Annotated in this window: 25 protein-coding genes; 3 read left to right on the top strand and 22 right to left on the bottom strand. The window is 58.2% G+C overall.

From position 1 onward, the window contains the following. Positions 1-9: 9 nt before the first annotated feature. From purF to AC1MEA_RS14420, 9 genes are all read right to left on the bottom strand, one after another. Positions 10-1,515, bottom strand: coding sequence for an amidophosphoribosyltransferase (purF, locus tag AC1MEA_RS14460; protein ID WP_219061601.1), 1,506 nt, complete (start codon positions 1,513-1,515; stop codon positions 10-12). Between the two features lie 12 nt (positions 1,516-1,527). After that, positions 1,528-2,115 carry a CvpA family protein gene (locus AC1MEA_RS14455; protein ID WP_449633740.1) on the bottom strand — a complete coding sequence of 196 codons (588 nt, stop codon included), beginning with the start codon at positions 2,113-2,115 and terminating at the stop codon, positions 1,528-1,530. 86 nt (positions 2,116-2,201) lie between these two features. Continuing rightward, complete coding sequence (locus tag AC1MEA_RS14450; RefSeq protein WP_219061603.1) at positions 2,202-2,828, bottom strand: SPOR domain-containing protein; 627 nt, start codon at positions 2,826-2,828, stop codon at positions 2,202-2,204. Next, positions 2,812-4,119, bottom strand: coding sequence for a bifunctional tetrahydrofolate synthase/dihydrofolate synthase (gene folC / locus AC1MEA_RS14445; RefSeq protein WP_480416550.1), 1,308 nt, complete (start codon positions 4,117-4,119; stop codon positions 2,812-2,814). The genes AC1MEA_RS14450 and folC overlap by 17 nt, the downstream gene beginning before the upstream one ends. Next, positions 4,116-5,036, bottom strand: a complete 921-nt coding sequence (gene accD / locus AC1MEA_RS14440; RefSeq protein ID WP_480416549.1) for an acetyl-CoA carboxylase, carboxyltransferase subunit beta — start codon at positions 5,034-5,036, stop codon at positions 4,116-4,118. Before accD ends, folC begins: the two co-directional genes overlap by 4 nt. 280 nt (positions 5,037-5,316) lie before the next feature. Further along, positions 5,317-5,937 (bottom strand): phosphoribosylanthranilate isomerase, encoded by a 621-nt coding sequence (locus tag AC1MEA_RS14435; RefSeq protein WP_480416548.1) that lies wholly within the window; start codon positions 5,935-5,937, stop codon positions 5,317-5,319. A gap of 63 nt (positions 5,938-6,000) precedes the next feature. Next, positions 6,001-6,825, bottom strand: coding sequence for a tRNA pseudouridine(38-40) synthase TruA (truA, locus tag AC1MEA_RS14430; protein ID WP_219061695.1), 825 nt, complete (start codon positions 6,823-6,825; stop codon positions 6,001-6,003). 239 nt (positions 6,826-7,064) lie between these two features. Further along, positions 7,065-7,790 carry an alpha/beta hydrolase gene (locus AC1MEA_RS14425; RefSeq protein ID WP_480416547.1) on the bottom strand — a complete coding sequence of 242 codons (726 nt, stop codon included), beginning with the start codon at positions 7,788-7,790 and terminating at the stop codon, positions 7,065-7,067. A 37-nt stretch (positions 7,791-7,827) separates the two neighbouring features. Next, positions 7,828-7,980, bottom strand: coding sequence for a hypothetical protein (locus tag AC1MEA_RS14420; protein ID WP_449636083.1), 153 nt, complete (start codon positions 7,978-7,980; stop codon positions 7,828-7,830). Between AC1MEA_RS14420 and arsA the strand changes: the two genes are divergently transcribed. Together arsA and AC1MEA_RS14410 are read left to right on the top strand one after the other, a co-directional pair. After that, a complete protein-coding gene (gene arsA / locus AC1MEA_RS14415) occupies positions 7,979-9,736 on the top strand; it encodes an arsenical pump-driving ATPase (RefSeq protein WP_480416546.1) in 1,758 nt (585 codons plus the stop codon). The two genes, AC1MEA_RS14420 and arsA, sit on opposite strands and share 2 nt — an antisense overlap. A gap of 223 nt (positions 9,737-9,959) precedes the next feature. Beyond that, complete coding sequence (locus AC1MEA_RS14410; RefSeq protein ID WP_480416545.1) at positions 9,960-11,000, top strand: acyltransferase family protein; 1,041 nt, start codon at positions 9,960-9,962, stop codon at positions 10,998-11,000. A gap of 124 nt (positions 11,001-11,124) precedes the next feature. Here the strand turns inward: AC1MEA_RS14410 and AC1MEA_RS14405 are convergent, their stop codons facing one another. The 6 genes from AC1MEA_RS14405 to AC1MEA_RS14380 form a co-directional block, all read right to left on the bottom strand. Beyond that, positions 11,125-13,899: a motility hub landmark protein FimV gene (locus AC1MEA_RS14405; protein ID WP_480416544.1), complete on the bottom strand. Its 2,775-nt coding sequence runs from the start codon at positions 13,897-13,899 to the stop codon at positions 11,125-11,127. An 88-nt stretch (positions 13,900-13,987) separates the two neighbouring features. Further along, on the bottom strand, positions 13,988-14,998 hold the full coding sequence (locus tag AC1MEA_RS14400) for an aspartate-semialdehyde dehydrogenase (RefSeq protein WP_480416543.1): 1,011 nt from the start codon (positions 14,996-14,998) through the stop codon (positions 13,988-13,990). Between the two features lie 106 nt (positions 14,999-15,104). Further along, positions 15,105-15,665 (bottom strand): DUF1285 domain-containing protein, encoded by a 561-nt coding sequence (locus AC1MEA_RS14395; RefSeq protein ID WP_219061613.1) that lies wholly within the window; start codon positions 15,663-15,665, stop codon positions 15,105-15,107. Positions 15,666-15,675: 10 nt separating this feature from the next. Then, positions 15,676-16,278, bottom strand: coding sequence for a DUF4823 domain-containing protein (locus AC1MEA_RS14390; protein WP_219061614.1), 603 nt, complete (start codon positions 16,276-16,278; stop codon positions 15,676-15,678). Between the two features lie 127 nt (positions 16,279-16,405). Then, positions 16,406-17,374 carry a GTP 3',8-cyclase MoaA gene (locus AC1MEA_RS14385; RefSeq protein WP_449633732.1) on the bottom strand — a complete coding sequence of 323 codons (969 nt, stop codon included), beginning with the start codon at positions 17,372-17,374 and terminating at the stop codon, positions 16,406-16,408. 135 nt (positions 17,375-17,509) lie between these two features. Beyond that, on the bottom strand, positions 17,510-18,151 hold the full coding sequence (locus tag AC1MEA_RS14380; RefSeq protein ID WP_219061616.1) for a TetR/AcrR family transcriptional regulator: 642 nt from the start codon (positions 18,149-18,151) through the stop codon (positions 17,510-17,512). Between the two features lie 78 nt (positions 18,152-18,229). On the opposite strand from AC1MEA_RS14380, the gene AC1MEA_RS14375 reads away from it, so the two are divergent. Next, positions 18,230-19,363, top strand: a complete 1,134-nt coding sequence (locus tag AC1MEA_RS14375; protein ID WP_480416542.1) for an aminotransferase class V-fold PLP-dependent enzyme — start codon at positions 18,230-18,232, stop codon at positions 19,361-19,363. Positions 19,364-19,624: 261 nt separating this feature from the next. On the opposite strand, the gene AC1MEA_RS14370 is transcribed toward AC1MEA_RS14375, so the two are convergent. From AC1MEA_RS14370 to fabF, 7 genes are read right to left on the bottom strand one after another with little or no spacing between them, the layout of a single operon-like run. Then, positions 19,625-20,410, bottom strand: a complete 786-nt coding sequence (locus tag AC1MEA_RS14370) for a TatD family hydrolase (RefSeq protein WP_480416541.1) — start codon at positions 20,408-20,410, stop codon at positions 19,625-19,627. A 13-nt stretch (positions 20,411-20,423) separates the two neighbouring features. Then, positions 20,424-20,780, bottom strand: a complete 357-nt coding sequence (locus AC1MEA_RS14365; protein ID WP_219061619.1) for a PilZ domain-containing protein — start codon at positions 20,778-20,780, stop codon at positions 20,424-20,426. A gap of 35 nt (positions 20,781-20,815) precedes the next feature. Then, positions 20,816-21,802, bottom strand: a complete 987-nt coding sequence (locus AC1MEA_RS14360) for a DNA polymerase III subunit delta' (RefSeq protein WP_219061620.1) — start codon at positions 21,800-21,802, stop codon at positions 20,816-20,818. Then, the gene (tmk, locus tag AC1MEA_RS14355; RefSeq protein WP_219061621.1) at positions 21,795-22,427 is read right to left on the bottom strand and encodes a dTMP kinase; all 633 of its coding nucleotides are present in this window, start codon (positions 22,425-22,427) and stop codon (positions 21,795-21,797) included. Before tmk ends, AC1MEA_RS14360 begins: the two co-directional genes overlap by 8 nt. 19 nt (positions 22,428-22,446) lie before the next feature. Next, entirely contained in the window at positions 22,447-23,580 is a 1,134-nt protein-coding gene (gene mltG / locus AC1MEA_RS14350; RefSeq protein WP_480416540.1) for an endolytic transglycosylase MltG, read from the bottom strand. Between the two features lie 3 nt (positions 23,581-23,583). Continuing rightward, the gene (gene pabC / locus AC1MEA_RS14345; RefSeq protein WP_480416539.1) at positions 23,584-24,399 is read right to left on the bottom strand and encodes an aminodeoxychorismate lyase; all 816 of its coding nucleotides are present in this window, start codon (positions 24,397-24,399) and stop codon (positions 23,584-23,586) included. Next, positions 24,399-25,643, bottom strand: coding sequence for a beta-ketoacyl-ACP synthase II (fabF, locus tag AC1MEA_RS14340; RefSeq protein WP_480416538.1), 1,245 nt, complete (start codon positions 25,641-25,643; stop codon positions 24,399-24,401). Before fabF ends, pabC begins: the two co-directional genes overlap by 1 nt. Positions 25,644-25,717 lie beyond the last annotated feature (74 nt).

Here is a 25,717-nt window from a genome sequence, read left to right as displayed (position 1 = left end):
TACCCCTTCTTAGTTGTTGTACAAATCAATAATGGCACTGACCGCCTGAGTCTTGACCTTGGAGGCGTCGTTGCGCGCCTGCTCGATCCTGTTCAGGTAGTGCTCGTCGATATCGCCGGTCACGTACTTGCCGTCGAATACCGCGCAGTCGAAGTTTGCGATCTTGACCTTGCCGCCGCCCACTGCGTCGATCAGGTCGCTGAGGTCCTGATAAATCAGCCAGTCGGCGCCGATCAGGTCTGCAACGTCCTGCGTCGTACGATTGTGTGCGATCAGCTCGTGAGCGCTCGGCATGTCGATGCCGTAGACGTTCGGGTAACGCACAGCAGGTGCCGCAGAACAGAAGTACACGTTCTTCGCCCCGGCTTCACGGGCCATCTGAATGATCTGCTTGCAGGTGGTACCGCGCACGATGGAGTCATCCACCAGCATCACGTTCTTGCCACGGAATTCCAGCTCGATGGCGTTGAGCTTCTGGCGTACGGATTTTTTCCGCGCAGCCTGCCCCGGCATGATGAAAGTGCGACCGATGTAACGGTTCTTGACGAAACCTTCGCGGAATTTCACGCCCAGGCGATTGGCCAGTTCGAGCGCTGCGGTACGGCTGGTGTCAGGAATCGGGATAACCACGTCGATGTCGTGATCAGGACGCTCGCGCACGATCTTGTCCGCCAGTCGTTCGCCCATGCGCAGACGTGCCTTGTACACCGAGACGCCGTCGATGATCGAGTCAGGACGCGCCAGATAAACGTGCTCGAAAATGCACGGCGCGTATTGCGGGTTGGTCGCACACTGACGAGTGTGCAGCTTGCCGTCTTCAGTGATGTAGACCGCTTCGCCCGGCGCCAGATCACGGATCAGGGTGAAACCGAGCACGTCCAGCGCAACGCTTTCCGACGCAATCATGTACTCGACGCCTTCGTCGGTATGACGCTGACCGAAGACGATAGGACGTATGGCATGCGGGTCACGGAAACCGACGATGCCATAGCCAGTGATCATGGCGACCACGGCGTATCCGCCACGGCAACGATGGTGCACATCGGTCACGGCCGCGAAGACGTCTTCTTCTGTCGGCTGCAACTTGCCGCGCTGGGCCAGTTCGTGAGCAAAAATGTTGAGCAACACTTCCGAATCGGAGTTGGTGTTGACGTGGCGCAGGTCAGATTCGTAAATCTCCTTGGCCAGTTGCTCGACGTTGGTCAGGTTGCCGTTGTGCGCCAGGGTGATGCCATACGGCGAGTTGACGTAAAACGGTTGAGCTTCGGCCGAAGTCGAGCTGCCCGCGGTGGGATAGCGCACATGGCCGATACCCATGTGACCGACCAGGCGCTGCATATGGCGCTGGTGGAACACATCACGGACCAACCCATTGTCCTTGCGCAGGAATAACCGGCCGCCATGGCTGGTTACGATACCGGCAGCGTCCTGGCCGCGGTGCTGGAGGACGGTTAGCGCGTCATACAGCGACTGATTGACGTTCGACTTACCGACGATACCGACGATGCCACACATGCGACGCAACCCCTACTTAGTGGAACTGGATTTACCGAACACTTCTTGCGGTATTGTTGACGGCAGGAGGTGTTCCTTGAACGGGAGATCAGCGGGTACGCTGATACCGCTGGCTAGCCACTTGCTGGACAACCCGAGAATCAGGTTTTTCGACCAGTCAGCGACCAACAGAAATTGTGGCATCAGTTTCGACTGCTGCCACCATTGATCTTGCTGTACGGGGCCCAGGCTCAACAGCCCGACCGCGACAACCACTAGCAAGCCTCCGCGCGCAGCGCCGAAGACCATACCCAGAAAACGATCGGTCCCGGAAAGCCCGGTGACGCGAATCAGTTCGCTGATGAGAAAGTTGACCATGGCGCCTACCAGCAAGGTGGCGACAAACAGGATGGTGCAGCCGGCAATCACGCGAGCTGAAGGTGTCTCGATATAACTGACAAGGTACTGCGAAAGCGAGCCGCCGAACATCCAGGCAACAACACCGGCAATGATCCAGGTGAGTAACGACAATGCTTCCTTGACGAAGCCGCGTTTCAAACTGATCAAGGCGGAGATGGCAATGATCGCAATGATCGCCCAATCAACCGGGGTAAATGGCACGTTGAAGCCTACGGACGGATAAGGCGGCGTATTTTAGCAGAGCACTAGCCCGCCCGTAAGCAGCGATTACCGATTAGATTGTGGACTCAATTTCGCTCAGGCTGAAAGCGCACCACCAAACCGTTGAGTTTCTGCTGTTTGCTCAACTGATCACGCAAACGATCAGCCTCGGCACGCTCAATCAGCGGCCCGACAAACACTCGGTTCAAGCCATCCGAGGACCGAATATAGGCGTTATAGCCCTGAGCGCGCAGGCTTTTCTGCAACGTGTCGGCACTGGCGCGATTGGACAGGCTGGCCAGTTGCACCGACCAACTGACCGACAGGCCATTGGCATCCACACGACTGGGTTCTGCGGCGGGCTTGGCGGGCGCCTGAGCCGCTGCCGGCTTGACTACCGGAGCTGGCTGCGTGGTCGCGACCGACGGGGTCACCGTGGTTATTGGCACAGGCACCGAAGAGGCCTTGGGCTGAGCAAGGTCTTCGTCCGTCGGCACAGGCTCCTGCGGCAACGATTGAGGCTCTGGAACCGCTACAGGCTCGACCTGCACTTGAGACGTTGCCGGTGTTTGCGGCGTGGCGGGCACATCGACCGACACGCGACGCGTTTCATCCTGGCGCGAAAACAACATCGGCAAGAAAATCACCGCCAATGCGACCAATACCAGTGCACCGACCATCCGCTGCTTGAACACGTTATCCAGCAAAGCCATTTGCAATGTCCTCCTTGGCGCGACGGGCCAGCCATTCCAAGGCCTCGGCGACGCAATAAAATGATCCGAACAGCAGAATTTCATCTTCGGCTGTCGCTTGATCGCACTGCCCTTCCAGCGCCAGCGCGACACTCTGATAAGACGTCACGCTTGCGCCAAGGTTCTGTAGCGCAGCCTGCAACTCGCCAGCCGAACAGCTACGGGGGGTCGGTAAAGGTGCAACAGCCCAATCCTGAACGCTGCCAGCCAGTTCGGCCAGTACACCCTTGAGATCCTTGTCCACCAGCAATCCGAAAACGGCCAGGCGTTTGCCAGCGGGGGGCCGACCTGCCAGACGTTGCGCCAGATAGTGTGCCGCATGAGGATTATGGCCGACATCCAGCAAAAGCTTCAGTGGCTTGCCATGCCAGTTGATCTGGCGCCGATCCAGACGACCGGTCAACCGCGTGCCGCTCAAGGCTGCACTAATGTGTTCCGGCACCCAAGGAAGATCCAGCAGCAGATAAGCCTGCAACGCCAATGCGGCATTTTCCATCGGCAGGTCAAGCAGCGGCAAATGGTGCAGTTCAACCAGTCGGCCGCGCGCATCATGCCCCTGCCAATGCCAGTCACTGTCGGTCACCGCCAGATCGAAATCACGGCCGCGCAACAGGAACGGGCAACCGAGGGCCTTGACGCGTTCGAGCAATGGCGCGGGAGGATCGAGGTCGCCGCACAGGGCTGGACGCCCCTGACGCAAGATCCCGGCCTTTTCGAAGGCGACCGACTCACGGGTATCACCCAACCAGTCAGCGTGATCAACACCAATACTGGTGATCACAGCCAGATCGGCATCAATCAGGTTCACCGCATCCAGACGTCCGCCGAGGCCGATTTCCAGGACCACCGCGTCCAGCGCCGCGCGCTCGAACAGCCAAAACGCTGCGAGCGTGCCCATTTCGAAATAGGTCAGGGAGATGTCGCCGCGGGCGGCTTCCACCGCTGCGAAAGCCTCGCACAGCTGACTATCGGTGGCCTCAACGCCCTGGACCTGTACCCGCTCGTTGTAACGCAACAAGTGCGGCGAACTGTAAACACCCACCTTGAGCCCCTGCGCTTGCATCAATGAAGCAATGAACGCGCAGGTCGAACCCTTACCGTTGGTCCCCGTGACCGTGATCACCCTGGGGGCCGGCCGGGTCAATCCCAGCTTGCCCGCCACTTGTTGCGAACGCTCCAGCCCCATATCGATGGCCGATGGATGCAGTTGCTCAAGGTAAGCGAGCCAGTCGCCCAAGGTACGCAGGGTCATACAGTGGCCGGTGCCGGCGGAACGATGATCGGTTCCGAAGGTGCGGCGATGAATTTAGGTGTCGGCAAGTCCATCATTTGGGCCAGCAGATTACCCAGACGCGGACGCAGTTCTTGACGCGGAACGATCAAATCGATGGCGCCATGCTCCAGCAGGAACTCGCTGCGCTGGAAACCTTCTGGCAGTTTTTCACGCACAGTCTGCTCGATCACACGAGGACCCGCGAAGCCGATCAGGGCTTTGGGCTCGGCAACGATCACGTCGCCCAGCATCGCCAGACTGGCGGAAACACCGCCGTAGACGGGGTCGGTCAGGACCGAGATGAACGGCAAGCCTTCCTCGCGCAGACGCGCCAGCACCGCCGACGTCTTGGCCATTTGCATCAGGGAAATCAGCGCTTCCTGCATCCGCGCACCGCCGGAAGCAGCAAAGCAGACCATTGGGCAGCGATTTTCCAGTGCGTAGTTGGCCGCGCGTACAAACCGCTCGCCGACAATGGCACCCATCGAGCCGCCCATGAACGAGAATTCGAATGCGCAGACCACGACAGGCATCCCGAGCAGCGTGCCACTCATGGAGATCAGCGCATCTTTCTCGCCGGTCTGCTTCTGTGCAGCGACCAGGCGATCCTTGTACTTCTTGCTGTCGCGAAACTTCAGGCGATCCACTGGCTCGAGGTCGGCGCCCAGCTCTGCACGCCCTTCCACATCGAGAAAGATGTTCAGACGAGCACGTGCGCCAATGCGCATGTGGTGATTGCACTTGGGGCAGACGTCCAGGGTTTTTTCGAGTTCCGGACGATAAAGCACCGCTTCACAAGACGGGCACTTATGCCAAAGCCCTTCTGGTACCGAGCTTTTTTTCACCTCGGAACGCATGATCGAAGGGATCAGTTTGTCTACCAACCAGTTGCTCATGCTTTCTTTCTCCAGTACCGGTGGCTCGAACGCGCTAGCGATTCACAGCCCCGCGTATGCCCTTGAGCTAATTCATGTGTACAGCGGCGACGGGCAACTTCAGGGATCGGCATACCGCCGGACCTGCCTGAAACGAACCTCGTCACTCGCCATTGTGACGACGCGCATCAGCGTCGTCGCTTATTCAATGTCGACCCGCGCGCTTATCGCTACGCCAGGCTTATGGACGGTGGCCAAACACCAACCGTCACATCAGGCAAACAACCTGTCAATGACCGAATCAAGAACCCCGCACCGCGTGCATGAACGCACGGATCCTGTCGTGGTCCTTGATTCCCTTGCTCATTTCAACTCCGCCGCTGACATCCACCGCATAAGGTCGGACCTGAGCAATGGCTTGCGCGACGTTGTCTGGCGTCAAACCGCCCGCCAGAATAATCGGTTTACTCAGCGTCTGCGGGATCAACGACCAGTCAAACGCTTCGCCTGTGCCGCCCGGCACGCCGGCAACATAGGTATCGAGCAGAATACCGCTGGCCCTGGAATAGGCCCGGCAACTGGCGGCGATGTCATCGCCCGCCTGCACGCGCAACGCCTTGATGTAAGGTCGATGATAGCCGTCACAGTCCTCGGGCGTTTCGTCGCCATGAAACTGCAAGAGATCCAGAGGTACGATTTCCAGTATCTCGGTGAGCTCGCAACGGCTGATATTGACGAACAAGCCAACGGTGGTAATAAACGGTGGCAAGGCAGCAATAATTGCACGCGCCTGCTCGACGCTGACGGCCCGAGGGCTTTTGGCGTAGAACACAAAGCCGATGGCATCGGCCCCTGCATCAACCGCGGCCAACGCGTCTTCTATGCGGGTAATCCCGCAGATCTTGCTGCGAACGCCTGACATGCAGTGAAAACCTCAAGCCTTGTTCGGGAAAGTCCCGGATGTTAGCAAATGCTTTTCCGGGCGTCAGCCGCCAAGTTCAGTGAAGCCGGTCAAGAAGTGCGGGCCGACGTAACGTTCCGGCAAGGCAAACTCATCGTGGTATTCCACTTTCACCAGGTAAAGCCCGAACGGGTGCGCGGTCACGCCACCGGTCCGACGGACGCGGCTCTCCAGTACGTCCCCGGCCCATTCGATTGGCCGCTCGCCGGTGCCAATGGTCATCAACACGCCAGCGATATTGCGCACCATGTGGTGCAAAAAGGCGTTGGCGCGAACGTCGATGACGATCATTTGACCGTGACGCGTCACCCGCAGGTGATGCAACTGCTTGATCGGTGACTTCGCCTGACATTGCCCAGCACGAAACGCACTGAAGTCATGGGTGCCGACCAGGTACTGAGCGGCCAGCGCCATGCGTTCTGCATCCAGCGGGCGGTGATTCCAGGTGATTTCCTGGCCCAGGTGCGCCGGCCGGATTGGATCGTTGTAGATGACGTAGCGGTAACGGCGGGCAATCGCCTTGAACCGTGCATGAAAATGCGCCGGCATGACCTGGGCCCAAGTCACGCTGACATCGTGAGGCAAATTGATATTAGCGCCCATGACCCAGGCTTTCAGCGACCGCTCGGCCTGAGTGTCGAAGTGCACCACTTGCCCACAGGCGTGCACACCCGCATCGGTACGCCCGGCGCACAACAACGAGACGGGGGAAGCAGCGACTTTGGACAATGCATTCTCAAGGGTTTCCTGAACGGTCAGTACGCCGGAAGCCTGGCGCTGCCATCCGCAATAACGCGAACCTTTATACTCGACGCCTAATGCGATTCTGGAAAAGCCGGCGGCAGCCATCTCGGCTGCCGCAGTGGTCATATTTTTCAATTTGTTACGCCAATATCGTTTTCGCAGTGGCGGCCATTATACGCACCTGAAAGCTGAGCACCACGCAGGCCAGCCTTCCTTTATAGAGCGTTCCGTGACCATCGAAGAAACAGTGGCTCGCCGGCCAGCACCTCCACAGCCTGTTCTCGCGTGCTATCTGGCCGCTCTTTTCACCACTCTTTTTTTGCAAAAAAGTGACACTAAGGTGCTCAAGCGCCGCGATTCATCTGTTCCAGCCAATGCTTGAGGTCGGCCACTTCAGCTTCATTGATCGAATGCCCCAAGCCGGGGTATGCATGAAACTGCACCGTGACCGAACCCCTCTTCAAGAGTCGATCCGCCTCGATAGCCAAAGCAAACGGCAATATCGAGTCGGAAGTGCCATGCCCGATGAACGTGGCCGGCATCCCCAGAGGCTTACCCGGCTCCACTTCAGCGCGCAACGAGGGCAGCATCGTTCCGCTCAGCGCCGCAATTCCGCCGATAGCCTGTGGATGGTGCAGTGCAACGTAGTAACTCACCATCGCACCTTGGCTAAAACCTACCAGATACACCTTGTTCGCCGAAGTCCGGTACTTCTGAATCGCCGCAACGACAAACTCGGCGATCAGCCGCTCACTGTTTCTCATCTGTGCAGTGTTGCCGCCGTATTCACCGGTGCGATTAGTCTTGTCGAACCATTGGAAGACGCCATCGGTCAGGGTCATCGGCGCGCGAACAGACAGATAGGTGTAGCGGGCAGGCAAAGATTCTTTCAGCCCGAACAAGTCATTCTCGCTACCACCATGACCGTGGAGAAAAATAACCAGAGGTTGATTGTCCGAACCTGGCTGGGTCTGTTCCAGATAGTTAAGCGGCAAGTCGCGTTGCACAGCCTCTTCGGCATAAACCAGAGACGAGCACAGCAGAACCATCAGTACGAGCCACTTACTCATTATTCACGACCTGATTGAATGAAAGAGGCTAAAAAGATTAACACGTCGGGTTCACGGTATTGCACGCAATGGCGAAGACCACACGTTGTAGGCGATCATGTTCAAGCCCGATAAAATCGCCGGCCGCCTTTATGTGTCGTACGTTCTGAGCGACACACATGGCCACTTGAACCTTGACGGAGTCGCTCATGCAGTTTCTCGAGAACGCACCACGCTTTCTGTTTTTTACCGGCAAGGGAGGTGTAGGTAAAACGTCGATTGCCTGCGCTACAGCCCTGGAACTAACGGCACGAGGGAAACGCGTACTTCTGGTGAGTACCGATCCTGCATCCAACGTCGGTCAGGTATTTGGCATCAGCATTGGCAACCGCATAACCCCTGTACCCGCAGTTGCTCATTTGTCTGCGCTCGAAATCGACCCGCAGGCGGCAGCCCAGGCCTACAGAGATCGTATTATCGGGCCTGCACGCGGCGTGCTGGACGCCAATGTCGTCAAGGGCATGGAAGAACAGCTGTCCGGGGCATGCACAACAGAAATCGCCGCTTTCGATGAGTTCACCGCCCTACTGGTGAGCGCCACGTTGCTCCATGACTATGACCACATCATCTTTGATACCGCCCCTACCGGGCACACTATTCGCCTACTCCAACTGCCTGGCGCCTGGAGTGGATTCCTTGAAGCAGGCCAAGGCGATGCCTCTTGCCTGGGGCCATTGGCAGGTCTCGATAAACAGCGCGATCAATATCGCAAAGCCGTTGAAGCCTTGTCCGACCCGGCACTTACCCGACTCGTCCTGGTCGCTCGCGCCCAGAACGCCACGTTGCGCGAAGCTGCTCACACCCACGAGGAGCTCGCGAGCATCGGCCTGCGCCAGCAATATCTGGTGATCAACGGAGTTTTGCCCAGGACTGAGACGGATAAAGATACTTTGGCCGCCGCAGTATATGCACGGGAACAACAAGCCCTTGCGCAAATGCCGGACGCGCTCAAGGCGTTGCCCGTAGATCAACTCCCCCTGAAAGCTTTCAATCTGGTTGGGATTGACGCGCTGAAACAGTTGTTAAGTGAGGATGACGGCGCGGTCGAAGCGTTTGAGTCTCCGACTACCGAGATTCATGCGCCCAGCCTGAGCGACCTGGTAAACGAGATTGCGGCTGATGGCCATGGGCTGGTTATGGTCATGGGTAAAGGCGGCGTCGGCAAAACAACACTGGCGGCGGCAGTAGCCGTCGAGCTCGCACACAGAGGGTTGCCGGTTCACCTCACCACGTCCGACCCAGCGGCTCATCTCGCAGAAACCCTGGACGGCTCAATGGCAAACCTCACCCTGAGTCGCATTGATCCTCACGTTGAAACCCAGCGGTATCGCGATCAAGTGATGGCCTCTAAAGGCGCGCATCTGGATGAGCAGGGAAAAGCGCTTTTGGCAGAAGACCTTCGCTCTCCCTGCACCGAAGAAATCGCGGTCTTCCAGAGCTTCTCGCGCATTATTCGAGAGGCGGGCAAGAAGTTCGTGATCATGGATACCGCCCCGACCGGGCACACCCTTTTGCTGCTTGATGCCACGGGTGCCTATCATCGCGACATCGCCCGGCAGATGGCAGGCAGCAGCACGCACTTCACGACGCCGATGATGCAGCTTCAAGACCCCAAAAAAACCAAGGTTTTACTTGTCACGCTGGCTGAAACAACCCCCGTGCTAGAGGCTGCCAATCTGCAAGCCGATCTGCGGCGGGCAGGTATCGAGCCTTGGGCCTGGGTGATCAACAACTGCATCGCAGCGTCCAGGACCCAATCCCCATTGCTTCGTAAGCGGGCGATAAATGAGCTCAAGGAAATTGATCATGTGATCCACGAGCATGCTCAACGCTATGCCGTGATCCCCTTGATGGCTGAGGAACCTGTCGGGGTAGAACGCTTGCTTGGACTGAGTGCAGCACTGTAGTTTTTCTGCTGTTTTTCCTTTACAAAAGCGGTGCCGTGCGTACGACAAGCTGCAATCTCTCTGCCCCTTCCACCCCCAAACAAGCCCCTGTTTGGCGGGCGGAAGGCAACGAGACAGCGGCGTGGTTATCTGCGCGTGGGAACTGGCACAAACCTGATACCCGACTAAGCTTGCGCTTGCCGATCGCCAGCAGTAAACATCCACACTACACAGGCGTTTTACGATGAGGGACAGAAGCTATTGGGTTGATTACGCAAAAGCGATAGGTATCATTTTAGTTGTATATGGTCACGTCGCCAGAGGCGTTTACAGTGCCGGCCTGCCTATTGATGCCTATACATTTCGAATGGTAGACAGCATTATTTACAGCTTCCACATGCCGTTGTTTTTCTTCTTGTCGGGCCTGTTCTTTTACGAGTCTCTCACGAAGCGTGGCGCAGGCGGACTGATCGTCAACAAGATTGACACCATCGCCTATCCATTCATCATCTGGTCTTTGTTGCAAGGCAGTATTGAGCTTGCACTGTCGAATTACACCACCCACAGCACCTCTTATCTCGATGTACTTTCTTTTGCCTGGAACCCAAGGGCGCAGTTTTGGTTCTTGTATGCTCTTTTCTGGATCTTTGTTTTAAGTGCGCTTATTTACTCGCTGGTCAGCAAGGCTTATTCAGCACTGTTGCTCTTGTTTTTCGCTGTCCTGTTTGTGGTCAGCAAAGAGCTGCACGCAGGGGTCATCGTGTATTACATAGCCGGAAATACCGTTTTCTTTGTCTTCGGCATCGTGTTCAACGATATAAAGGATTTTTTCGAGCGGCGCTGTAGGGCGTTGGCGATGGGCCTTGGCATTGCTTTTCTGGCGGGGCAATACATTTTTCACTTCGTACTGGGACTGACCTACGACGTCGTCGGCGTTACGGCATTAATGCTCGCGGCGGTCTCGATTCTTTTTGTTGTGTCGTTGTCCATGTGCCTGGATAAAGTTCGCCTGGAATGGTTCATGTTTATAGGGACGTCCTCCATGGCGATCTATCTAATGCATGTTCTGGCCGGCAGCGGTGCACGGATAATCCTGGTGAAGGTCGCCGGAGTACAGGCTGCGTCCGTTCATTTGGCGGTGGGAACCCTGGTTGGCATAACCGTACCACTGCTCGCCCTCACGCTCATTGAACGCTACAAACTAAACTTCCTCTTCGTACCCCCTCCGTCGATTTCTGCAACCTGCCTGGTCGAAAGGCTGAGTAAAAAGGCCAGCTCAACTTAAACCCTGAGTCGCCGGGGTGCTCCTCAGCGAGGACGCCCCGCACCTTCCATGACGAACCTGCTAAACCCCATAAACGCAAACGACCGCCAAGGCGGTCGTTTGCGGTAAAACCCTGGGCATCGACTCAGACCAAACGCGCCAGCATCTCCTGCGCTTCGGTTTTCTGGGTCTCATCACCTTCACCGACTACTTCGTCGAGAATATCGCGAGCACCATCGTTGTCGCCCATTTCGATGTAAGCCCTGGCCAGATCAAGCTTGGTCGCAGCCTCATCCGTACCCGCAAGGAAGTCAAACTCAGGCTCGTCGTCCGCGAGAGCCGCGTCTTTCGCGGTAACGGCTGGAGCTTCGAACGGCTTGGCGATCGGTGGCTGTTCAAGGCTCTGGGACAAACGATCCAGCTCGGCATTGACGTCGTTGAGTTCCGAATCGAAGGCATCGGGCGCTGCTTCAGCGTCGATTTCATCGGCCAAGGACAGGTCGAAATCAGCAGGCAACTCCAGATCGTCCGCAGTCGCCTTATCGTCGACGGGCTGATCCAGGGTCGGAGCGTCATCAAAAGCGGGAAGATCTCGCAGGTCATCTTTGAGGCTCAGCAGGAAATCATCCTCGGCACTCAACGATGGCTGCTCTTCCGGGAGATCCAGGTCGAAATCGGCCAAATCATCGGACTGGGCTTTCCTGGCTTCCGTCTGCTGTTGCAACACCGCGTCAAAATTCAGGTCGTCATCGAGCAACGCGTCGTTCACCAAAGGCGCATCGAGGCTCAGCTCGTCGTCCACAACAGGCTCATCCTCGAGCGTCGATTCAATCGGGTTTTTGATGATCGCAGGCGAGGCCTCCTCCAGATCATCCAGACTCAGGTCGAAATCCTGGTCGAACTCATCGAGATCATCTGATTCCGCGACAGGCGCCGGAGCGGGCGCTGGAGCTGGAGCCGGAGTAGCTGCGGGTGCGGGTGCAGGTGCTTCAGGCTCGTCAAGCATCAGGTCCTTGACGTAGTTGGCGTCAAGCTCTGCTGCCAGGGCTGCAGCGCTCAAGCCAGCAGCAGCTGCCACCAGCATCGTCGGATAGCGGCTTTTCAGTTGTTCGACTTCAGCGTGGTTTTTGCCGGTGGCCACCAACTGGCGTTCCTGGCCAGTAAAGCCATTGCGATTACCCTGCTCTGCATAGACTTCCATCAGCTTCAGGCGCAGGTCGCTGCGTTGCGGCTCTTCCTTGATGGCCTCTTCCAGAAGTTCGGCAGCCTGATTGAGGCGACCGTTGGCGACATGAGTCTCTGCCTGATCAAGAACGTCAGTCGACCGTTCACGCACCGGCTCAACGACAGGCATCGGCGCTGGCGCCAGCATCACGCTTGGCGGCGGAACATCGACACCGTCGAAACTGTCTGCAGGCAAATCCATGTCAGCGGCAAACTGGGTTTCTTCGGCCAGCGCCCGTGCCATACGTTTATGTTTGTCAGACGCTTGCCGAGCATTGCGACGTCGAGCCAGGAGCAGCAACAAGAGCAGCACAATCAACAGCGCGCCACCCCCGACCAACCCCAACATCAGCGGGCTGGCCAGCAATTTGTTCAACGCATTATCTGCGTTTTCTTCTTCTGCGGGCGTGGCAGGCGCAGGGGCAATCGGCTCTGCATCCGGCGCTGCGCTGGCTTGCGCAGCACCCGGTGGCAGGGCATCTTCGGGCGCAATCTCGCCTGGGACCTTAGGCGCCATATCAGCCGACGGCGCAGCAGCGACCAGTTCAGCGGGTATCGGTGGCACGGTATTAGCGGCACCAGGTGCGGTCGCACCCTCAGCCTGCATCTTCGCCAACTGATCGTTTTTCAACTGGATCAAGCGCTGCAACTTGTCCAACTGACTTTGCAAGTCAGTCATGCGGCTTTTCAGTTCAGCATTATCACGACGCGTCGTGTCGAGGTTTTCCTTGGCTATCGCCAGCTTGCTGCTGAGCGCCTTGCTATCACCCGAGGCACCTTTGCCGCCCGCCTTGGAACTGCCCGAGACCAGGCTCAAGTTGTCCTGCGCGTCGACCTTGGAAGGTGCGGCGTCGGCACGAGCGCGACGGGTCGCATCAACCTGACGCGCGGCCGCGGGCAAACTGCGACGCTGGCGCCAGGCAGCATTTTGCTCCGCCACCTGAGCGACGGCCTGCGGCTGAGGGAGCGTGGCGATTTGCTGCTGATCGGGAAGACGCAACACTTGACCGGTTTTCAGCATATTGATGTTACCGCCGATAAACGCATCCGGGTTCAGCGCCTGAATGGCCAGCATGGTCTGCTGAACCGACCCGCCATTGCGCACGCGGGCGGCAATTTCCCACAACGTATCGCGTTTGCTGGTGGTGTATCGAGCAGGTTTGGCCTCCGCGACCGGGGTCGGCGCGGGCGCCTCTGCCGGTGCTGGTGGCGTTGCGGCCGGCGCTTGAGGCTCGACGGCAACGGGCGCAGTGGCCGGAAGTTGCGCGGCAGCGACAGCGGCGGCCTCAGGCGCGGCCTTCGGCGGATCGAGTAACAGGCTGTATTCGCGCAACAACCGGCCGTTAGGCCAGAGCACTTGCACGAGGAATTTCATGTAGGGGTCGCGAACCGGCTTGCTCGACGTAATCCGCAGAACGCTTTTGCCGCTGGCATTCAGCACCGGGGTAAACGTCAGATCATCGAGAAATGCCTGCCGAGCAACACCCGCCTGGGCGAAATCAGCGGATGGCGCCAGGCTCGGCACTACCTGCCTGGCATTCAGGTCTCGGGCATCGAGCAGCTCGATCTCGGCAACCAGAGGCTGGTTCAGGGTCGACTTCAAGGTCAGTTCCCCGAGCCCCAACGCATGCGCCATACCGGATGACAGCGTCGAAGCGGCAGCGATTGCTAATACCAGTTTGCGAACCTGAACCATAGCCCATCCCTTGTTTGAATATTCCTCGGCAACCGAGAAGGTAAAGTCTGAAAGCTAAAATGATTCTTGAATTGTTGCCAAGTATCTTTTACACAAGGTCTTTTATCAACAATTCAGCCACTTGCACAGCGTTCAACGCTGCACCCTTGCGCACATTATCAGACGTGATCCACAGATTAAGTTCCTCCGGGTCGTCGATCCCTGTACGCACTCGTCCTACATAGACAACATCCTGGCCAACGGCATCGCCAACGGCCGTGGGGTAATCGCCCGCTTCAATCAGTTCGATTCCCGGCGCAGCCTCCAGCACAGCATTGACTGCCGCAAGATCGACCGCACCCGATAGCTGCAGCGAAACGCTAAAGCTATCGCCAAAAAATACAGGCGCTTGAACGCAGGTAGCGGACACCTTAAGCAATGGCATGGCCAGCAACTCACGCAATTCCGTGACCAAACGCTTTTCCAGCGGCGCATGGCCTTGGGCGTCGGGCGTACCGACCTGGGCCAGCAGGTTGAACGCCATCTGCCGATCAAAAAAGCGCGGTTCCATCGGTCGCACATTGAGCAACTCAGCGGTTTGTCGAGCCAGTTCCGCCACACCTTCGCGGCCTTGACTGGACACCGCAAGGCACGCGGTAACATTGACCCGAACGACGTCGAGCAGCGCACGCAACGGCGCGATCACCACTGCCAATGCCGTCGCCGATGGGCTGGGACTGGCAATTTGATACGGCTTTTTCAGCGCGCCAAGCAAGGCCGCGTTGACTTCTGGAATGATAGTGGGCGCCTGCTCGGCCGGCAAACCGCCCGACAGTTCAATCACCGTGCAGCCCGCTGCTGTCGCCCGCGCCGCATAGCTGCGGGTAATCGCTGGGCCAGCGGCAAAAAAGGCCAGTTGGACTTTGCTGAAATCGAATTCATCCACTTCACGCACGCGCACGTTCTTGCCCTTGAACGGCACCGAATGGCCAGCCGATTCGATGCTCGCCAGCAAGTGCAGACTGGCCACCGGAAACTCGCGCTCTTCAAGAATCTGGACGAGGGTTTCGCCAACAGTGCCGGTGGCGCCGATCACGGCAATATCAAAGGACTGCTTCATGCAAAAACCTCAAGCAAAAACGGGGAGCGGCACTTTAACCGTCGAGGTACCGACAGGCAATTAACCGCAGGAACAGAGACAGGTCCAGCGCTACTGACAGCCCATTTCAGGGCTCGAGTCCGATTCGAAAAAATTCTCCACCACTCCATACACCCAACCAACGCTGGCCGTCTATTTCTCGCGTCACCGCCAAATCAACCAATTGATAGAACACATTGCGGTGCATCAGCGCTTCCAGGTTGACCCGCACATGGACGTAGGGCGTTGGTTCCTGGGTAACCGGGTCGATTTCTACCCGTATCGGATGCTCGGGCCCCGCCTCGGTCTGATCCTCGACATTGGTGGTGAAGCGCAAGCGCTGATCTTCGCCCTGGCCTTCCACTTCAAGGCTGACCGCGACAAAGGGCGCGTCATCCACCCTGATCCGGACCTTCTCCACCGGAGTGATCAGGAAGTAGTCGTCGCCGTCACGGCGCATGATCGTGGAGAACAGGCGCACCATAGGCTTACGTCCAATGGGCGTGCCGAGGTAATACCACGTGCCATCACGGGCGATACGCATGTCTATATCGCCGCAAAAATCAGGATTCCACAGATGAACAGGCGGCAACCCCTTCGACTTGGGAATCTGCGCGAATAGATCGTTGGCATTGCCGGGACCACTCATGCCTTTCTCCTTAGCGACTCATGCCTAATAGACTGCGAGCGTAGTCCTCCAAGGGTGGACCAAGCAAATCTTCGGGCTTGGTGTTGCGCAGTGTCAGCAATCCGCCGCGAGTGTGAATCCGTGCGGTATCGATCAAATAGCGGGTGCTGGTTTCGATCAGCATCAGCTGAATCACGCCGCTGTCGACACCCAGCCGGTCCACGGCTTGCTGGTCGTGCCATTCGTCAGTGTTGCCGATCCTGTCGTCACCTTTGGCGAAACGGGTGTACAGCAAATAGTGCGCACCCGCCGCGCGCGCCTCACTTAAGGCAGCGTCCAGGCCAATCGGCGCTCGGGCCCGACGAACCATAGGGAAGTATTCGACAAAGCCGTTAAAGGCTTCTTCCGCCACGACATTAGGCCGCGGATAGGCATTGCCGGGGGGAACGAATGAGCCTTGGGCGATATAGATGAAGGAGTCTGCCTGGATACGCAGATTGTTGGCGCGACTCGTGTTGCTGTGATCGAGCAAGCCCGCATCGCTCAACTGATCGTGAGCGCCCTGCCCCATGTCACTGACACTCATGCAGCCACTCAACGCCAGCAGCGTCAGTAGCAAAACCAGACTACGCATCATCCACTCCCTCGTGCCGGTGACGGAAAACCGGCGAATGGGCACAAGATGCAGCTTCCGCGCCATCAGGCAGTGCATGAGCGACAGTGGTGGACAGTTTTGCGCGGGACGCCGGGAGGCGCGAGGCTTAGCCGCCGATAATTTTCATGATCGTGGCGCCGCCGGAAAACGCTACTTCTTGCTTGTCGCCCAAGGCTTTGACCAGCAAACGCTGCAGCGCTGGCAAGGCTTCGTGGCGTGGCTTATCCAACAGATCGCCGACGTAATGGCGGTTGCTGGAGGACAGGCAGCCGTGCAACCAACCCGTGGAAGAAAGGCGCAAACGCGAGCAGGTACGGCAGAACGGCACGCTTTCGTTGGCAATCACGCCGAAAAAACCAAGGTCGGGAATTTGATAGCGGACAGCTGTCGCATCGACCGGCGCATCGGCTTGCAGGTACTCATAACGCTCGCCGATCAATGCCAGCAATTGTTGCAGGCTGACAAACTGCTGCAGGAAGGCATTCGAATCGCTGGCCAGATGGCCCATGCGCATCAGCTCGATAAACCGCAGCTCGTACCCGCGCTCAAGGCAGTAGTCGAGCATCGGCATCACCTGATCCAGGTTTTGCCCACGCAGCGGCACCATGTTGACTTTGATTTTGATCCCGGCAGCGCGCGCCTGATCCATGCCATCCAGCACGCTGGCCAGATCCCCGCCACGGGCGATCTGGCGGAAGGCCACAGGGTCGAGGGTATCGAGGGACACGTTGAGCCGGCGAATACCCGCATCGACCAGCAATGGCAGCTTGCGAGCGAGTAATTGTCCATTGGTGGTCAGGCTGATGTCGGCCAGACCCAACTGCCCGACTCGACCCATGAACGCTTCCAGCTTCGGGCTCACCAGTGGCTCACCGCCGGTAATGCGCAGACGCTCAATGCCCGCGGCTTCGATCAGATACGCTACGCCACGCGCCATGGCATCGGCCGACAACTCATCCTGCGCAGCCACCAACCGTTTGCCGTTGGGCACACAGTAGGTACACGCATAGTTGCAGGCTGAAGTCAGGCTGATTCGCAAGTTGCGGAAACGCCTGCCTTGACGGTCAACGATCATGAGCGACTCCGGCTAAGAAATTAGGCCGGCGAAACATGACTGAGCATCACGTTTTTACCAACCCCGGACCCCAGTATATTCCCGCGCCGACGATCCCTGCATTCACTACCTGTCGCTATAAAGGTACCGAATATATCAGCTGCCTGGCGGGGTATCGGTATCACGCTTGCGCTTGTTGCCCATGCGCACGCCGATGTCCATCAGGAACTGAAAAAAGCCCTCCTGGTCTTCCAGCACATTGCTCCAGAACGGCGAGTGATACAGGGCCACGGCGCCATGCACCAGTGCCCAGGACGCGCAGAAATGGAAATAAGGGGGCACGTCTTCGAGCTTGCCTTCGCTGATCCGACCCTTGATCAACAAGGTCAGGCGCTCGAAGTTCGACGCGCGAATCCGGTGCAACTCCTCGACCATCTCCGGTACTTGATTGCCCTTGACCACTTTTTCTTCCAGACGATCGAACAACCGGTAGCGCTGAGGATCGCGCATGCGGAATTCGAAGTAGGCGCGGGATAAAGCTTCCTTATCCTTGTCGACGTCGGCAGAGTGGAGCAACTCGTTCAAATCGCGCTCGTAGTCGAGCATCAGGCGCAGGTAGATCTCCGCCTTGGACTTGAAGTGCTTATAGATGGTGCCTTTGCCGATACCCACGGCATCAGCGATCATCTCGACGGTGACACTGTCTTCACCTTGATCGAGGAACAGCTTTAGCGCGGTATCGAGAATTTCTTGCTCGCGGCGACGAAACTCACGGACCTTACGAGGTTCTTTTTGCATAAGAAAAGGTCTGTAGGGGTCAAAATCGAAGCCGCGTATTATGCCTAACTTGCGCCAAATTGCACGGATCATCCGACCATGTCTACGTTTCTTGATGAATTTGCACAGGCCCCGGGCCTGCGATATTTAAACCACGCTGCGGTCGCCCCCTGGCCAAAACGCGCCGCGACCGCCGTCAGCCGCTTCGCTCAGGAGAACGTTTTACTGGGCGCGCGGGACTATCCGGACTGGATGGTGGTAGAGCAACGCTTGCGTGAACGCCTGATGCGTCTATTGAACGCGCCGTCGACCGATGACATCGCCCTGGTCAAAAACACCTCGGAAGCGCTGTCATTCGTTGCGTTTGGACTGGACTGGAAAGCCGGCGACCAGATCGTTATCAGCGACGAAGAGTTTCCATCCAACCGCATCGTCTGGGAGGCGCTGGCGCCCCAAGGCGTCGAAGTCATCCAGGTCAGCCTCAAAAATGACGACCCGGAAGCGGCGCTGCTCGCCGCCTGCGGTGCTCGCACACGGCTGCTGTCGATCAGCGCAGTGCAATACGCTTCCGGCCTGCGCCTGGATCTCGAACGCCTGGGCCAGGGCTGCAAACAACGCAGCGTGCTGTTCTGCATCGATGCTATCCAGCAATTAGGCGCCCTGCCCTTTGATGTTCAGGCTAGCCAATGCGACTTCGCCATGGCAGACGGCCATAAGTGGCTGCTGGGCCCGGAAGGCCTGGGCGTGTTTTATTGCCGCAGCGAATTGCGGCCACAACTGAAACTCAGTGAGTTCGGCTGGCACATGCTCGAGCATATGGGTGACTACAACCGCACGACCTGGGAACCGGCCCTGTCCGCGCGCCGCTTCGAATGCGGCAGCCCGAACATGCTTGGCACCATGGCATTGGAGGCCAGCCTTTCGCTGCTCGAAGAAGTCGGCATGGAAACAGTGGGGAAAGCCATTGCCGAGCGTGTTCTCTGGCTCGAAGAAGGGTTGAGCGCCATTCCAGGTGTCCGTTTGCACACCCCGAAAAACCCTGAGAAACGCGCGGGAATCCTGAGCTTCAGCCTGGACGGTATAGCGAACGCCCACGTATTCGAGCACCTTAAACAGGAACAGGTGGTGTGCGTTCAACGCGGACCCGGCATCAGATTTTCCCCACATTTCTATACTGAATCGCGGGTGATCGAGGAGACATTGGCCATCGTACGCACGCTGTCTGCTCGTTGAGAACTCAACAGAAGCGGGTGTATTCCAAATCTGTTTAAAAAATGAGCACCTGCGACTGGACGTCCGCCAATCCTGACCAATACTAAGTTAGTTGACGCGACATCTCCCCCAAGTGACGCGTCAATGAAGGTGCCGATGGACCGAGCGCCTTTGTTTTACTCCTAATGGTCTTAACCCGGATTCCCCCCCCAGAGCCCGGGTTTTTTTTGCATAAAATATCCTGCGGGACAGCGCTCGGGAGGAGACTCGGGAAAAGATCCCCTAGCGCTTCACATGCGCCAAAGGGAACAGCCGCATAAAGTTTTCAGTGGTCTGCTCGGCAAAACGCTCGTAGGACTCACCGCGCAACATCGCCAGGAACTCTGCCACTTCCCGCACATATTGCGGAAGGTTGGGTTTGCCCCGATAAGGAATCGGCGCCAGGTAAGGCGAATCGGTCTCCACCAGTAATCGATCAGCGGGCACCTGACGTGCCACGTCTCGCAGCGCATCGGCATTACGGAAGGTGACGATCCCGGATAACGAGATATAAAAACCCAGATCCAGCGCCGCCTTGGCCATCTCCCAATCTTCGGTAAAGCAGTGCAGTACGCCAGCGTGTGGCAACGCAGCTTCTCGCAACAGGTTCAAGGTGTCGGCGCGAGCGCCACGGGTGTGCACGATGACCGGCTTGCCCGTGATGCTGGCAGCCTGCAGGTGCAGGCGAAACGATTGCTGCTGAAGCTCGGCAGCCTCGGGCTCATAGTGGTAATCAAGGCCCGTCTCGCCAATGGCCACCACCCGCGGGTGATTCAGCTCATCCAGCAGCCAGTCCAGTGCAGGCGCCTCGCCCGGTTGCAGGTCCAGCGGATGAATACCCACCGAACAATCCACGTCGTCATAACGCTCAGCCAAGGCTTTGACCGCTCCGGCATTCTCGGCGCTGACACCGATACACAGAAAATGCCCGACGCCTCGCGCCCGCGCCGCCTCAAGGGCGGCATCGAGCGAACCTGCATGCACAGCGAGATCGAGACGGTCGAGGTGGCAATGGGAATCTACAAGCATGGCAGGATGGCAACTACATGGTATGGGTTGGACGGTCGGATTTCAGGGCTCCGGCCAGGTACGTTTCAATCTTGTTCCGGGCAGTGTTGTCGCCATCATTGAACTGGACGCCAACTCCCGCCGCCCGATTACCCTGGGCGCCCTTGGGCGTTATCCAGGTAACCTTGCCTGTCACCGGGATTTTTTCCGGCTCGTCCATCAGGTTGAGCAGCATGAACACCTCGTCACCCAGCTTGTAGCTTTTGCTGGTGGGGATGAACAGCCCGCCATTTTTTATGAATGGCATATAAGCGGCGTACAACACGGATTTGTCCTTGATCGTCAGGGACAAAATACCATTCCGTGGGCCTGGACTCAGCGGCAAGTTCATTGCAACTCCTGGGGACGTGATCCGAATGACTGAGTCTAACCTTGTCCGGGCAAGCCTGCCCACTGCACCAACAACGCTTCGAGCAACAACACCCGGTTAAGGTTGGCTTTGGACATGACTTTCTGACGCTGGGCCAGCACCCAATCCTGAATACCGAGCACCTTGCCCTGAGTGGATTTCTGCGCCAGGTATTGCAGCACCTTACGCATATCACCCAAACCGAGACCCGCTTCGTCCTGAGTCAGCTGATAGCGCAGAATCAGATGCGACCAGTCGCAGAACCAGTCGAACAGCAACAACAGCGGAATATCTTTCCAGCCTTCAGCCAACTGAGTGGGTGATTGCTGGTGCTTAAGCAGTTTTTTCACACCGTCCACCACCAGCGCCCGCTGCTCCCGTACGCCCTGAGCCTGCAGGCTGACTGCCGCCAAGGGGGAACCGGCGGCCAGAGCCAGCAGCTCGACGCGTTCATCCTCCGCGCAATCGGGCAACGCGTTGGCCAGCCAGTCCAGGCTCATTGCCTCACTGGGCAGCGGACAGGCCTGTTGCACGCAACGGCTTTTGACTGTCGGCAACAAACGGCTCGGCTGATGACTGACCAGCAACAGCACGGTATTGCCAGAAGGTTCTTCGAGGCTTTTGAGCAATGCGTTGGCGGCGTTGACGTTCATCGACTCTGCAGGCTCGATCAATACCACCTTTCGACCGCCCATTTGCGCGGTCTGCACAACGAAGCTGACCAGATCGCGAACCTGATCGACCTTGATCGCTTTGTCCGCCTCTTCCGGCTCCAGCACGTAATTATCCGGGTGACTGCCCGCGACCAGCAGCAGGCAGGACTTGCACTGGCCACATGCATCCAGCCCTTCAGGGCGCTGACACAACAAGCGAGCCATAAGGCGCTCCGCCAGTGCGCGCTTGCCGATGCCCGCAGGCCCATGAAGCAAGTAAGCGTGCGCGTGCTGGCTACGCCCGGCCAGTTGCTGCCAAAGACTTTCTTGCCAGGGGTAGGCCTCAGCCACGTTGAAGCTCCAGCAACTCGGGCAGCAAGCCATCAAGTGACTGCTGAACCTCAGACAGCGACAACGCGGCGTTCACCAGACGGTAGCGCTCAGGACTGGCGGCCGCACGCTTCAGATAGGTACTGCGCACGGCGTCGAAAAACGTCCGGCCTTCCTGCTCGAAACGGTCGAGCCGCCCACGGGCCGTCGCACGCGCCAGACCGACTTCCACCGGCAAGTCGAACACCAGGGTCAGATCGGGACGCAGATCACCCTGGACAAAATGCTCCAGGACGGCGATTCGCTCATGGGACAAGCCACGGCCACCCCCTTGGTAAGCGTAGGTCGCATCTGTAAACCGATCACACAACACCACTGCTCCGCGAGCCAGTGCAGGACGAATAACTTCAGCCAGATGCTGGGCTCTGGCAGCGAACACTAGCAACAACTCGGTATCGGCATTCATCGGCTCATCGCTCGGCGCCAATAACAGCTCGCGAATCCGCTCGGCCAAAGGCGTGCCGCCCGGCTCCCGGGTCAGCACAACATCGACACCATGGGCGCGCAGACGCTCGGCCAGGTATTCGCGATTGGTGCTTTTTCCAGCGCCTTCCGGACCTTCCAGGGTAATAAACAAGCCAGTCACAGGCAGTCCTTAATCAAATTCATTGCGGGCCCTGCTCGCTTTTTTCATCTGGCGTGGCAGTGGGTGCGGGAGCCGGTGCGACCTCTGACTCCGACGGTGACACGGCGCCCGGGGCGGAAACAGGCGCCGGACTGGAGCGATAGTCCGCACGTCGTTTGAGCTGAAACTCGCGAACCGCGTTGTTATGGGCGTCCAGATCAGCAGAAAACACGTGACTGCCGTCACCGCGCGCAACGAAATACAAGCTGCTGCCAGGCACCGGGTTAAGCGCGGCATGGATGGCTTCGCGTCCCACCAATGAGATCGGGGTCGGCGGCAAGCCAGCGATGACATAAGTGTTATAGGGCGTTGGCTCTTTCAGGGAGGCGCGGGTCAGCTTGCCGTTGTAGCGCTCACCAAGGCCGTAGATCACGGTCGGATCGGTCTGTAACAACATCCCCATCTCCAGGCGCCGGACAAAAACGCCCGCGATTTGCGCACGCTCCTGTGGCACGCCGGTTTCTTTCTCGACCAGCGAGGCCATGATCAACGCATGATACGGGTCGACGTAAGGCACGTCGGCCGCGCGCCGGGTCCATTCCTCCGCCAGGACTTCATCCAGTCGGTTGTACGCCTGCTTGAGCAAGTCGACGTCGCTCATGCCGCGTACGTAACGGTAAGTGTCAGGGAAGAAACGACCTTCAGGGAATACATCGGCATGGCCCAGCCTGGCCATCAATTCCGTGTCGCTCAACCCGGCCAGGTTCTGCTCAAGCTTGAGCTGTTTGGCCAAGGCCGCACGGACCTGACGGAAATTCCAGCCTTCGACCAGTGTCAGGCTGTATTGCACGACCTCGCCACGCTGCCACAACCCCAGCAGCGCCTTGGCGTCCATTGCGGGTGTCATGCGGTATTCGCCGCTGTGGAACGACTGATCAGACAGATTGAAACGCCAGTAAAGACGCAACCAGAAGGCGTCTTTGATCACACCGTCGGCCTGCAAACGATTAAGCACGCCAGTGGGCGTGGAGCCTGCGGGGACGTCGAGCAACTGCTCCTGGGTCAGGTTCAAGGGTTGCTTCAGCGCTACATCCTGTTGCCAGACGGACAGACCCAGCAGTAACCCTGCCAGGACCAGACAACCTTCGAACAACACCAATAATTTACGAATCACCGATCAAACATCCAGAAGCGCGCGAGCAATATCCTGCAGTTTACGGGTGAGCGGGCCAACCGGCCAGTTCAGCTGTGCAAACCCTCGCACGGGCCACACACCATAGACACTGTTGCTCAGAAAAACCTCGTCCGCCTGCTCCAGATCGAGCCACTGAATGTCGCGCTCTTCAGTGCCAATGCCCAGCATCCGGGCTTGAGCCAGCAGTTCTGCGCGCATCACACCGGCCACGCCGCAACGGCTCAGGTCAGCGGTCAGCAGCACACCCTCCTTGATCAGAAAGACGTTGCTGTACACGCCCTCGATAATCCGCCCGGAGGTATCGCACATCAGCCCTTCGGCGTATGCGCTGTCCTGCCACTCGCTGCGCGCGAGCACCTGCTCGAGCCGGTTCAGATGCTTGAGCCCGGCCAGCAGGGGTTGTTCAGATAAACGAGTGAGGCATTGAAACAGGTAAACACCCTGCTCGGCATGAGCCGGCGGATAGGCTGGCGCCGCGCTGCCCTGAAGGATGCGCCGCGGCTCGGCCATGAGTGCGGGTGCGTAGCCACGCAAGCTGTCGCCACGGGTGAGAATCAACTTCATCACGCCTTCGCCCAACTGCGCAGCAAACGCCAGCAATTCGCTGCGGACCAACGATTGATCCGCAGCAATCGCCAATCGACTGCAACCTGTCGCCAGGCGCTGCAGGTGACGCTCGAACAGCAAAGGTTGCCCAGCCTTGACGGCAATGGTTTCAAACAAACCATCGCCGTAAGCCAGACCCCGATCCGTCACGGGCAGGGTCTCGGCCGGAAGACCATTGATCCAGCTCGGCATCAATCCGCGTACCGACGGAACACCAGCGACCCATTGGTGCCGCCAAACCCGAAGGAGTTGGAGAGCACAACATCGATAGGCATGCTTCGGGCCTCGTGCGGGACAAAGTCCAGATCGCAGCCTTCGCCCGGCTCATCAAGGTTGATCGTCGGCGGCGCGACCTGACCGTTGATCGCCAGAATACTGAAGATCGCCTCGACCGCCCCTGCGGCACCGAGCAAGTGGCCGGTCATCGATTTGGTCGACGTGATAGCCAGTTTGTAGGCGTGATCGCCAAAGACGGTCTTGATCGCCGACGCTTCGGCCAAATCGCCCGCCAGGGTCGATGTGCCGTGAGCGTTGATGTGCTGGACTTCATCGACGTTGATCTTGGCATCACGCAGCGCGTTGGCAATGCAACGTGCAGCACCGGCACCGTCTTCAGGTGGCGATGTCATGTGATAAGCGTCGCCGCTCATGCCAAAACCGATCAGCTCGGCGTAGATGGTCGCGCCACGCGCCTTGGCGTGCTCCAACTCTTCAAGCACCAAGGCTCCAGCGCCATCGGACAAGACGAAACCATCGCGCCCTTTGTCCCACGGACGGCTTGCCCGGGTAGGGTCGTCATTGCGGGTAGACAGCGCCCGAGACGCACCAAAGCCACCCATACCCAGACCGCAGGCAGCCATTTCTGCACCCCCGGCGATCATCACGTCAGCTTCACCGTAGGCGATGTTGCGTGCGGCCATACCAATGCAATGGGTGCCTGTGGTGCACGCAGTTGCGATGGCGTAGTTAGGCCCCTGTGCGCCCAGATGGATCGACAGGAAGCCGGAAATCATATTGATAATCGAACCCGGCACAAAAAACGGAGAAATCCGCCCTGGTCCTTGCTCATGCAACGAGCGTGCGTTGTTCTCGATATTGGTCAAGCCACCGATACCCGCACCCATGGCAACGCCAATGCGATCACGGTTAGCGTCGGTCACTTCAAGCCCGGAGTTGCGCACGGCTTGAAAGCTCGCGGCCAAACCGTACTGAATGAAAAGGTCGAGACGCCGTGCCTCTTTGGGCGCCAGATATTCCTCAACGTTGAAGCCTTTTACCGAGCCGCCAAAACGGGTGGTAAAGGCCGAAAGGTCCGTGTGTTCGATCAGACCAATGCCACTGCGACCAGCCAGAATGCCCTGCCATGAGCTCGGAACGTCCGTGCCCAATGGCGACAACATACCCATACCGGTGACTACGACGCGTCTACGCGACACAGCACTCTCCTTTAATCTATTGACGACTCTTTACATCACTTCTAAAGAAAAAACCGCACGCCATGATGGCAGTG

The sequence above is a fragment of the Pseudomonas sp. ASL8 genome (assembly GCF_056680355.1).
This window is presented reverse-complemented; position numbering and strand designations above follow the sequence as displayed.